Source organism: Pseudolactococcus chungangensis CAU 28 = DSM 22330 (genome assembly GCF_002441885.1).
GTDB classification, from domain to species: domain Bacteria; phylum Bacillota; class Bacilli; order Lactobacillales; family Streptococcaceae; genus Pseudolactococcus; species Pseudolactococcus chungangensis.
Genome location: NZ_JXJT01000035.1, coordinates 1 through 12,021, shown reverse-complemented (window position 1 = coordinate 12,021; position 12,021 = coordinate 1). Strand labels below are relative to the sequence as shown.

Annotated in this window: 7 protein-coding genes and 2 pseudogenes; 2 read left to right on the top strand and 7 right to left on the bottom strand. The window is 32.1% G+C overall.

Translation table 11 applies throughout. The annotated features are described in order from the left end of the window. Positions 1–448 precede the first annotated feature (448 nt). Both RR45_RS11295 and RR45_RS10155 read right to left on the bottom strand, forming a co-directional pair. Complete coding sequence (locus RR45_RS11295) at positions 449–592, bottom strand: hypothetical protein (RefSeq protein ID WP_167362615.1); 144 nt, start codon at positions 590–592, stop codon at positions 449–451. Positions 593–1,003: 411 nt separating this feature from the next. Next, on the bottom strand, positions 1,004–2,443 hold the full coding sequence (locus RR45_RS10155) for a P-loop ATPase, Sll1717 family (protein WP_031367181.1): 1,440 nt from the start codon (positions 2,441–2,443) through the stop codon (positions 1,004–1,006). A 321-nt stretch (positions 2,444–2,764) separates the two neighbouring features. Here RR45_RS10155 and RR45_RS10150 point away from each other — a divergent pair, with 321 nt between their 5' ends. After that, entirely contained in the window at positions 2,765–3,352 is a 588-nt protein-coding gene (locus RR45_RS10150) for a recombinase family protein (RefSeq protein ID WP_031367182.1), read from the top strand. Between the two features lie 403 nt (positions 3,353–3,755). Here RR45_RS10150 and RR45_RS10145 read toward each other — a convergent pair. The 5 genes and pseudogenes from RR45_RS10145 to RR45_RS10125 all read right to left on the bottom strand — a co-directional run bounded on the left by RR45_RS10145 (position 3,756) and on the right by RR45_RS10125 (position 11,339). Next, positions 3,756–8,438 (bottom strand): annotated as a pseudogene (locus RR45_RS10145) (DEAD/DEAH box helicase). Further along, the gene (locus tag RR45_RS10140; RefSeq protein ID WP_244898838.1) at positions 8,435–8,626 is read right to left on the bottom strand and encodes a hypothetical protein; all 192 of its coding nucleotides are present in this window, start codon (positions 8,624–8,626) and stop codon (positions 8,435–8,437) included. Before RR45_RS10140 ends, RR45_RS10145 begins: the two are co-directional and overlap by 4 nt. A gap of 302 nt (positions 8,627–8,928) precedes the next feature. Continuing rightward, positions 8,929–9,162: a hypothetical protein gene (locus tag RR45_RS10135; RefSeq protein WP_031367183.1), complete on the bottom strand. Its 234-nt coding sequence runs from the start codon at positions 9,160–9,162 to the stop codon at positions 8,929–8,931. Between the two features lie 47 nt (positions 9,163–9,209). Then, on the bottom strand, positions 9,210–9,998 hold the full coding sequence (locus tag RR45_RS10130; RefSeq protein ID WP_031367184.1) for a ParA family protein: 789 nt from the start codon (positions 9,996–9,998) through the stop codon (positions 9,210–9,212). Positions 9,999–10,118: 120 nt separating this feature from the next. Beyond that, positions 10,119–11,339: a RepB family plasmid replication initiator protein gene (locus tag RR45_RS10125; protein WP_072353687.1), complete on the bottom strand. Its 1,221-nt coding sequence runs from the start codon at positions 11,337–11,339 to the stop codon at positions 10,119–10,121. 386 nt (positions 11,340–11,725) lie between these two features. On the opposite strand from RR45_RS10125, the pseudogene RR45_RS10120 reads away from it, so the two are divergent. Beyond that, positions 11,726–11,989: pseudogene (locus RR45_RS10120) on the top strand (Y-family DNA polymerase); the annotation flags it as partial. Positions 11,990–12,021 lie beyond the last annotated feature (32 nt).

Here is a 12,021-nt window from a genome sequence, read left to right as displayed (position 1 = left end):
TAAAGGACGGTTATTTTTTTTTGTCATTTTTAAGCAGTTTAACAACTAAAGCAATCAAAGCAATTGAATTGTCTCATATGCGGACAAACAGGCATCTCCTCCCTATAGATTTTGATGTTTACTTGCATAAGCATCACCACCTCTCAAAGATAGCCACCGTCTTAACTTTTCTACTGTATTATTGTACCATAATTTTTTTGATCGATTAATTTTGATTTAAGGAAGTAGCATTATACTGGAGCTACCACAAAATATTTTTTCATAAAAACTCCCAGAATAAAAGCCAACCAGCTTAATTGCTGAATGGCTTTTATTCTTTTTACTTAGCAATAGAACCTAATTAGGAATATCCATGCAATTTAATTCCTATAAATTTTTAAAATATCTTCAGTTGATATCATGCCACAATCAGTCTTTGAATACACAAAACCTGTTGCTGGAATATTCTTTATATCTTTAGACATTTCATCATGTTTTTTATCTCTTTCTTCTTCTGTTTCATACCAAAAAGTACATTCATTTTTATCTCTATATCCAAAAATGTTGGTTTTTCTACTATTCTAATCCCAAAATTCCCATTCTCATTTTCCATTTTGACTCTCCTCTTGAGTATATTTTATTTCTACACTTTCAATTAGGTTGTAACTTATATTATAATTATATTTTATATTTAATTTTACAATTTATCAATTGGGTTTGATATAGTCTTTAAATAGCCAATAGAGTACACGGTTCTGTTGCAAAGTTCCTCAAAAGAGTACAAAATTCCTAATCTCACATTTTAACTATGCTGGGATACCATTAATATTTTAATTTCAGTCGACATCGAAAAGCCGAAGAGATTTCCGTTCTTTCTATATATCCCTCTCAGTGCTCCCATACCTTAAATAAAAAACACCAAAGAGACGGTAATCTCTTCTGGTTTTCGGTATTCAATGAAATAAGAAATATGTTAGATGTATAAGCCACAATTAAAAGCTATCATAATTCTTATTATGATTTATCAATAGTATTCACTATCAAATCCGGCTAAAATATTTTCATTTGGATCATAGTTTAATGCCCATCTAAATGCAGGATGTATTTCAAATTTATAGCCAGAGTTTTGGTCTACTAAATCTTGATTTTGATCGTATGTAACTCTATTAATATAACCGTTTTCACTTTCATCCTTTCTAGCAACTAAAAAACCTATAGAATATAAAAACTCTAATCCTTCTTTGGAGCTCATTTTATATGTGGTACCATTTTTTCTTATATTATTTTGCTCTAAAATGTTTTTTATTTTAAGTAATATTTCGTCTCTATCATAAAGAGATTTTTGTAACTTGGACTCAGCCTTAGTTGTTTTCATACCATTTAAAAGCTGTTTTACCCCATCTTGGCTTAATTGGTATTTATGTTCTGTAATTGTATCATTAAACCTATCTCTTGAATACTTCTGAAAAATTGTTTCCCAATCTTTAGTCTCAATTAAATCATGATTATTTTCGCCAGCTTTGCTTGCAGCTAGGGTACAAAGATTAATAAGATCACGTGGTCTCTCTCTAATTAGTGAAAGTAAGATATTATGAATAGGTCTATTATGCCACTTACCCTTGCCAGAAAAATTTAATTTCATGATATCTTTCAAATAAGGTTCTAGTTCTGTCTGTGTAAGGCCATCTAGGTCTTCACTCTTGATATCATTACCAAAATAATGTTGCACACGCATTACAAGAATTTTTAACAAGTCATCTCTCGTCCACTTCACATCAAATATATCAGGAAGTACTTTATCAAGATTAGAATCGTCATATCTCAACATGCTATACATATCAGATCTTAAAGATACTCTAAACTTAAGTCCTTTAAAACTATTGGATAGATCTCTTAATGCTGAAATTAAGGACGATATTCTATGGATACTATTTTCATCACCATTCCATCCTCTTTCAAGATCGTCTATAAAAACATATACTTCTCTATTCTTATTAAAATTCTCAGCTATTTTTTTTTTAAAGCCATCGGTATCTGCATTTAAATATTGAGGTAAATTGAATATGTCATTAATAGCATTAATAGCATTAAAAAATTTTTTTTGTGGTTTGTCTTCTTGTAAAAAAGTTTCATACGCTTTTTTAATAATAAGATCATTTAAATCCTTTTTCCAAGAGCTTATTAAATCTAAATTATCATTATTTGACAGTTTTATACTAGGAAAATCATCTGGTTTTATTGATAAGCATACTTTCTTTTCTGCATAAAAATAATCTTGAACCATAGTTAATAATGCAGACTTACCAGTTCCTTTATACCCTTTCAATATTAATAATTTATCTTTCCCAATAGCTTTTCTAAATAATTGATTCTTGAAAAAATATTTTTCTAAATTTTTAAGTTCATCATCTTCTGCGGCAACTGCACCAAATAAATCTTTTAAATCTGTATTCCTAAAATCCATAATTCTCCTCCTCATAAAATTAATTATCAAATATATACTAACATTTTTGTAACTTTCTAAATGCACTAGCAATAGATGGGGCTTTATCTGTCACTGGGTTGTGTTGCAAAGTTCCTCAATAGGTATATTTTAGTATAAAATGGTATAAAAAGATAGCAATAATAGATATATAAAGACAATATCAAATAATTAGAGACTAGCTGTTATAATTTGTTTCATTTAGTGTGACAACTGAGTACACTCTATTGTCTTTTTTGTTCTTCTATGATATACTAGATTTATAGATAGACAATAGACTTGCGCAACAGAAAAAGGTTAAATATGGCTAAAATAGGATATGCTCGTGTATCAAGTAAAGAACAGAACCTTGATAGACAACTACAAGCACTAGAAAGCGTTTCTAAGGTCTTTTCAGACAAAATAAGTGGAGCTACTACCGAACGCCCTCAATTACAAGCAATGCTTGATTATATTCGTGAGGGCGATATTGTGGTAGTTGCTGAATTAGACCGACTTGGACGAAATAATAAAGACCTAACTGAAATTATGAACACGATCCAACAAAAGGGAGCTACTTTAGAGGTCTTAAACTTACCTTCCATGTCAGGAATTGAAGATACCAATTTAAGACGACTGATCAATAATCTTGTTATCGAGCTTTACAAGTATCAGGCTGAGTCTGAACGTAAAAGAATAAAGGAACGGCAAGCGCAGGGAATTGCACTTGCAAAAGAAAAAGGTAAATTTAAAGGTCGTAAACAAAAGTTTAGCGAGAATGACCCTAGACTTCAGCTTGCATTCAAACTTTACCTCGATGGCGAAACTGAAAAAGATGTTGAACGACAAACAGGTATCAATCGCAGGACTTTTCAAAGGTACAGAAACAAGTTTAATATTCATAGAAAATAAAAAAGCCATATAGGCTTTTATTTTTTGTCCCACGAAATTGTGACAGTTTCATTTAACATATTAAAAACGTTGTATTCTATATTCAAATTATAGGTATACCCCAAATCTTTCAGAATATCATTTCCACCCTCATATGCTAATATTCTACTTTAGCATTTGAAAATTAATTTCCATTTTTGTGTCTAAATATTTGACATTAGTCCAGCCAACGAAGAGATACATAAAAGGGACAAATGGAGCATCTATAACAATTTGTCTTAATTTATTCATTTTAACTTCGATCTATTTTTAGGTTTATTATATCATTAAAAACCCAAAATAACCCCTGAGATCTATATTTTAGATATTAGGGGTTATTTTAACTGGCTTTAATAGGGGTTATTATCTAATTATACCCCCTTAATTATTCTTGTACTTCAAATTCTGGTAATTCATCAATTAATTCCAGTGTGCGCATACTTACTGTAATAACAGATAATAATAGATTTAAAATATATTTAGAATCATCACTAAATTCGTTAGGATCATCAGTTATTCCTGATTTTCTATCTGTTTTTACTTGATATTGATCAATAATCCATTCAATAGCAGATCGACCATTAACAATATACTCATAGGCTTTTTCTGGAATATTTTTAATTGTGATGCTATCGTTAAAAATAATAGTATCTAATATACCCTTTTTAGGATGTTTCATCTTCTTAACACGATAATCTGGTTTCGAAATTTCAACTTCAACACCTTCCCAAATTGGTTGATTCTCATAATTTAAATGCAACTCAGCAAGCCGACACCCAATCTGGATGAACCCTTGCTTATTCTTTAAATTTGGTACACGTGGAAATGATTTCGCTAAATCCCTACCATAAATTTTCTCATACTGGGGGGAATGGAATACGCCGTACAAATAATACATGATATTTGATTGATTTAAACCAGCAAGTTTTTTCAATACTTCAGGTCTGATTGCAGAGAAACTTCCCATAGCATCATATAATAACTCTGGGACATTCTGCGAACCACCTGCAAATAAGTTGATATCTGGCAACACGTTAACCATCAATGATGTAAATTTTTTCCCTTCTGTTTTGTTAGACAGTGAAATCATTTGATTTTTTGAATTTGAGACAGGTAATACAGATGGCATCTTGTATTGCATGTCTACCCATGCTTGAGCATAGTAGATATACTTTTTTGTGAAAGGACGATACATTCCAATATACATACGTTGATCATCATAAATTTGCTTTTCACATCGTTCAAATCTTTGTTTCAATGAACGAGTCCATGACAAAGCATCCGTTTCTAGCGAATAAACATTCTTATCACCCAAATGATTATTGTAGTAATTAATACTGTTTTTCATTTTCTGTTCAACATCAACCCTAGAAAATCCCCAAGACCATGCATCACGTCCAGTTTTCAAGCCACCAGTATAATCCAAAAATAACGAATCATTTGTTTTTTTATTACCTAGTTGAATAAGATCATCAAAATTAGAGTTACGCTGATTTAACCAATCGCCTTTTCTATTCGGCACAAGCGTAACAAATCGTTCTTTCACATGGGCAATACTTCTCCAATTAACCAAATTATGCAATTTATCTTGCTTCGACAAAGAATTTCCAACGTTCAAGTAGTGAACGTTGCCGTCACCCTCATATGATTCATCTTTGATTAAAATTGTAATAGCAACACCAGTCATAATGTCGAAGATGTTTCCACCTTCAATCTTTGTCTGTTCACGACTTCTACGACGAATTTGTCCTTTTAAGTCGATAACGTAGATGTCAGAAAACTCTTTTACTAAAGACTTCCTCATGCCATCCATTGCTACTCCATCGAGAAAGGAACTATTAGTAATAAATCCAATAACTCCATTTCCCTTTAATTGATTTGCAGACCAACGAAGTGCTCGGATATATGAGTCTAACAATCCATTCTTGTTTGTAGCAGTAGATGTTTCAATCCAATCTTTACGTAAACATCTATCAAGATTAGGATAATTCACGCGTATTTGGTTACCATCTTCGTTATTTTGCTTTGCTGAATACGGTGGATTGCCCATAATAACTGTAATTGGGACTTTTTTTTGACGTTTCAAACGTTCATCATTAGTTCCAAAGTAATCATCGTCTAATGTATCTTCGGTCTCGGTACTCTCAAAAGTATCTGTTAAAACAATCCCTTCAAAGGGAACATAAACTTCTTCATTTCCGTTTATTTCATCAAAAGTTGCTTCAATATTGATCGCCGCAATGTAATAACTCAATAAAACAATTTCATTCGCGTGTAATTCTTGCGTAAATTTACGAGTGATATCAGCCAACGATATTTCTCCAGCATCCATTTGTTCTTTTAGATAAGTCAATGTTCGAACAATAAACGTCCCCGTCCCTGTAAAAGGATCTAAAATATGGACATCTTTACTTGCTAAAGACTTGCCAAAGTGCTTTTTAAGAACATCATCAACGGAATGAATAATGAAATCCACAACTTCAATTGGGGTAAAGACAATCCCCAATCTTTCAGTTGTTGCTTTAAAAGCAGTTTTGAAGAATTTATCATACAAAGTAACAATAATCTTTTGTTTGTCTTCTGCTTTTTCAATCCCTTCAGCTCGCATTCTGACGGATTCATATAAAGGCTCTAGGTTTTCTTGTTCTTTGGCAAAACCAGCTTTTTCTAGCTCTAATACAATTAATTCCATCGCTTGGGAGACGGGGTTTTGATTTACAAAACTATATTCCGAAAATAATGCCTCAAATATAGGTTTTGTAATTAAATGCTGTGAGAGCATTTCCGCAGCTTGATTTTCATCAATACTTTCGTTGATATTATGTTGTAATGATGAAACGAACTTTTTAAATTCTAAACTAATCGGATCTTTTTTATCTGATAACTTATTTTTAATCCAGTTAATTTGGCGTTCGGCTATTTTAGCAACATCTTTCGACCAATTCTCAAGATATTTACGATCTCCAACCTTTTGAACAATTTTACCAAAAATAGCACCTTCAAATTTATCCCACTCAAACTCAAGTTCTGTTTGGACAGGAGTATTTTCAATAGTTTTATCTTGGTCATTCACTTGATCTGGAGCACTTCCTACACCAATAACTTTTAACTGTTTAGGTTTGGTCATGTTTAACTTATCAATCATTGCTTCAAATCGCTCATCGACAGACCGTAACGCATTAATCACTTGCCAAACCGTTTCGTAATTCTTGTTATTATCTAATATTGTTTCTGGTTTTTCTCCAGTTGGAATAACGATTGGTAAGATAATATATCCATAGTCTTTCCCTTCAGCCTTACGCATGATACGACCCACAGCTTGAACAATATCAACTTGAGATTTCTTCGGAGATAAAAATATAACTGCATCAAGCGTCGGAATATCGATACCCTCTGTTAAGAAGCGTACATTAGAAACAATTCGAGCTTCATCCGCTGGTTTATTAGGATTTGCTAACCAATCTAAAATCTCTCCTTTTTGGAGTGCATTCATTTTGCCATCCGCATGACGCATTGATAAATGGATAGATTCGTCTTCAATAGCTTCGCTGATATACTCATTGACTACTTCTTCAAATTGACTCGATACCTTTTTTGATTCTTCAATCGTTCGTGTAAAGGCAATCGCTCGTTCTAGAGGAGCACCATCATAAGGACTATTTTTAATAGGGTTCTTATAGCCATTACGACGCATCATCCCGTTCCAAATCCCCACAATACGACCAACATCATCAATATTTAAGCCATTTTCTGGATCAGCGAGAGTTCGTTGCATATCTTTTTGAATTGCTGCTTCATCAACTGCTAAAACCATCACTTTATAATCTGTTAAAATATCACGTGAGACTGCCTGACCAAATCCCATACGGAAGAACACTTCTCCGTATTTACTTTCATCATCCATTGATGAAAGTAAGATACTCTTGTCTTTGGCATTTTTTTTCGCACTTTCGCCATATATCTTTGGTGTAGCCGTTTGGTACATTCTTTTAAGTCCTTTTACATTGTTATTGCTGTGAACTTTAGAGAATGCACTGGCCTCTTTAGCTGCTTCATGAGCACCTGTGGTTCTATGAGCTTCATCAGAAATAATAAAATCAAACTCTGGAAACCCTTCTTTTTGTGCTTCACCTATGACTTCTATACTCTGATACGTACTAAAAACAACGAGCATATCGGTTGGTTTTGGCAATGATTCAAAATCATGCCAGTTTTGTAATATTTTTTTACTAGAGGTGGTTGCTGGATAGCCAATATCAGATGCTTTTATATCCTCGGTTCCATCTGTACCACGTGATGCATCACGGTCAGAAGTAACGGCCATACTTGTCATTGTTAGTTCAGTATCATTATTCCAACCACGCAATGTTTACGTCAATAATTGAATACTAGGAACAAGATACAACACTTTAAAAGGACCATCTTTATCTTTAGATAGAGCTTCAGATATTTTAAGACTAGTAAATGTTTTTCCTGTACCTGGTGCCATAATTAGTTGTCCACGATCATTTTCTTTAAAATGAGCAAGGGCATTTTCTTTAGCTGTTTGTTGGTAATCCCTTAATTTTTTAGGTTTTTTAACGACAACATTTTCTGGACGTTCAAAATTAAATTGAGACCAGTCAATTTGAGAGTTCCTAAGGTCTGATAATCCAATGATTTCAATTCCTTTTTCATTCTGATCAATCGTTTCACGTGCATTGGAATTCCAATCATCCATTGTAGATACAATAAGTCCTCGTTGATAGTAACTTTTACCTAACTCAGCAACAAAGGAATTAATTTCAGCCTTAGCTACCTTATTTGTATAAAATTTAGCTTGTATCGCAACCAAATCACCATTTTTTTGTTCAGCAACTAGGTCAACACCTGTATCTTTTTTTGGAATACCATAAGATTCAGGAACTTCCGACAATAACCACACATTTTGATACAAGGATTTATAAGTAGGTTCATTTTTCAAATAGGCTAACGTCAATTTTTCAAAAAGCGTCCCACGTTCTCTTTGTACATCTTTAGAAACAGTATTAATCTGATTAATTAAATCATCAAAAGTTTGTTTAGTCATTTTACATTCCTTCCAAAATGCCACCATTTTTTAAATTCAGTTTTTACCGGCTCTTTTTCTTTTGCCTTGTTTCGTTCTTCTTCTGATAACTTCAATTGAGCTTTCAGTAGTTCAATTTCTTCCTGCGCCTCACCCCTTATCGACGAGCCATCTTTCATATCCTCCTGAGGCATTTTAAGAGCTTTCAATTCATTGATTTCTGATTTATACTCTTCTAGTAATTTTTTATCCTGTAAGGCTAGACGTTGTTGTTGATCTAAAAGATTTTGCGTTTATTTTTGAGCTTCCACTAAACTTTTGATTTGTTCATTTTTTTTGCAATTTCATTTACAAACACTTCTCTTTGAAATTTAAAGTCTTCAATTTGTTCATCTTTCACTTTTAAAATTTCTGATAATATAGTTTCGTCCTTGCCGATTCTATCCTTGCTAGTTTGACATTAGTCCACAATATATTTACAATGTTTTTTACATTATAATCTACATTGTGTTTATATTATGTTTTCGTTTTTCAAGTTTTGCTTCAGCAAATCATTTAAAAATTTAGATGTATTTGAGTACCCTTGCATACTAGCTAATTTAACTAGCCCTTCTTTTACAGATGGTTCTAAAGTATAAGAACAAGTTATCCTTTTTTCATTATTTGTCTCATTAACTGGTAGATTACTATTTTTCTTTTTAGTCATCACTTTTTTTATATTATCTGTATCTAAATCAAAAGCCATTATATTTCCCTCTCCTCTATAAACATTATGAAAATATTGTATATACATTATTTTTCTATTGTATTTGTGATATTACGGAATGTACTATCTAACGCATTAAAAAAAGTTTTGTTTTTAACATTTATTTCTTTATCTTCCTGCATTTCAACAATTGGAGTCCCGTCTAATGTTGACCGATTAAACAGTTCTTTTTCAGGAATTAAAGCTATTACATTTTTATCCTCTGAAATCTTTTGCGAGAACTCTTTAGATGATTTTGTATTATGTCGTATCCTATTACCTATAAATAATGTTTGTGCTGTGATATAACTTTCTCTTGATCTTACGTCAATCACTTCATCTTTAAAGTTTGATAGTCTTTCTAATAATAAACTTTTTGATGTAAATCCATACTGACTAGGTTCAATTGGACTGAGTATGTAATGACTGATAGCTATAGCATTTTTTGTTACAGTTAAAAAATCAGGGTGGCAATCAATTAAAACAAAATCATATTTTCTTATTGTATCGATATTATCTTGAAACCACATCATCAAAAGTAAATCTTTATTATGTTTTGTACTCAATTCAGTTTCTAATTCATCAAGCATAGGAGAAGATGGAATAATATCCAAATTACTATGGATATTATGAATTTCTACTTCCCCACCTTCAAAAATATTATAAACAGTATTTTCTGTTGTAAATAAATTATATGTTTGACTTAAACTACATTGATGGTCACAATCAATTAACAAAACATTTTTACCTTGTCTTGATAGCCACTCTCCATAATTGAATGTCAATGTTGTTTTTCCTACTCCACCTTTAATGGCTGCAAAGCTGATAATTCTCATGGTCTTTCCTCTGTTCTAAATTATTTATGTAATGTATTTACAATATGTTTATATTATATCATAAATATATTGTAAATACAATATAAAAGACAATATAAAAATATTGTCCTTTGTTTCTTTTTATAAATAATCTTTTGCTACTTCTTCTAAAGTCCTTGGGGGCTGTTTCAAAAACTTTGTTTTGCTTTCTTCTGGTTGCTTTGTGTCGCCACTATCGAGGTAGCGCACTACAGCCGTTTTAAGGTACTTAACAAGGTTAGGCTTAGAATAGTCCAATTTCTTGCTTGAAACGTATTCTAGGTGCTTTCTGACACCTTTAATACCAACTATTTCTTCTAGTTGTTTATAAAGGGGGTAAACTTCTTGTTGAAGATTTGCCATTAAAGAAATATCTGTCATTTCTACTGGAGAAATCAACGAGCTATCTATCAACTCCATAGTAAAAATACTCTGCATTGCTTCAGCAAATAATGCCTGCTGACTCACTTCTCTATTTGCTTTATCTTGTAGGTAAGCAGGGTCTTGTTCTCTTTCCTTGTATTCTCCATTTAGTTCCTGTGGCTGTGCTTTCTTAGATATATGGAACTGTATGGAGTCGATTGAACGTCCTTTTTTCAATTTTTCGTACGAAACATTAAAATGAGTATGTTGAGTGATTTCCTCCGTTGCGTTTTTTAAAACTCTTGTTTCAAAATGAGGGAAATGTTTATATTCATTTAGCGTATCAGTAAGTTGTCTTAATTCTTTAACAGGTAGTGAAGGGTTAGCATACTCTTCTAATTGTTCCTGTCGTCTTCCGCCTTGATTAGCATAATGTTCATACTGGTTATAGTGCATGGATAACCATTTATAAAGGATAATAGAATACTTACTATTTAGCTCTGTTACATCAGACAAAGCATACTGTGTGAAATTCGTTTTAAGATCAATTAAATAAGGCATAATAGCAATATCAAATCGTATCATCACTTCATCATGATAATCAGTCCATTTCACTTCTGGAATTGGCACGATACTTCTATATTCAAAACCCTTTTCCTTTTTTTCTTTCACTTCAAAAAAAGCCTGCTTTTGCATGATTTCAATCGCTTCTTTAAACCGAGTATGTTTGTTGCTGTCAGTAACTTTAAAGAATTTAAAGAGTTCAGTTTTTGATAAATAGATGATATTATCCTTTGGAGGATTATCCGTATCAATATAAGATACTGCCAATTCAAAAATTTTAAGAGGTGTTTTATCCATTTTTGCAACGGACGAAATGAGATCGTTATGCTCTACTACTTTTCTTTTTTCAATATCATTCATTTTGATTATCCGATTTTCTTTTGTTATAATAGGCATGAGCTATCTTCTCCTTTGAGGGTAGTGTAATAGGCATAGAGAAAGTGATTTAGTCGTCTATTTTCTCTATGTTTTTATTATACAAGTATACAGTCACTTTGTAAAGTTTTTTGTGACTGTATACATAGTTTTTTGTGACTGTATACATAGTTTTTTGTGACTGTATACATAGTTTTTTGTGACTATATAATCTTATCAGAGTGCATAAACATTGACATTTTTTGTACGCAAAAGAACAAAAGATAAATATATATAAGATAAATAAAGATAGGCTTCGCCTATTTTTTCTTTTTTCAAAATATGAGTTATTAATTGACATCAACTTTAAAAGTGATAAAATAGTGTTAGTCAAAAAAACTAACACTATTTACAAAAGAGGTGTCTATATGATTGAGATTGACCCTTTAATTGATTATTCGAAAGAACAACGCAGGGCGATAGCATTTATTGACATGAAGTCTTTCTATGCAAGTGTTGAATGTGTTGAATTAGGACTAAATCCTTTGACAACATCACTCTGTGTTATGAGTGGCGCTGACAACTCGGCAGGCCTTATATTAGCAAGCTCTCCGACTTTTAAAAGAGTCTTTGGGAAAAGCAATGTTGGAAGAAGTAGAGACCTGCCTTTCAATATCCACAATCGTAAGTTTAAGGGCACCTCTAAAAACGTATGAAAAGAGGT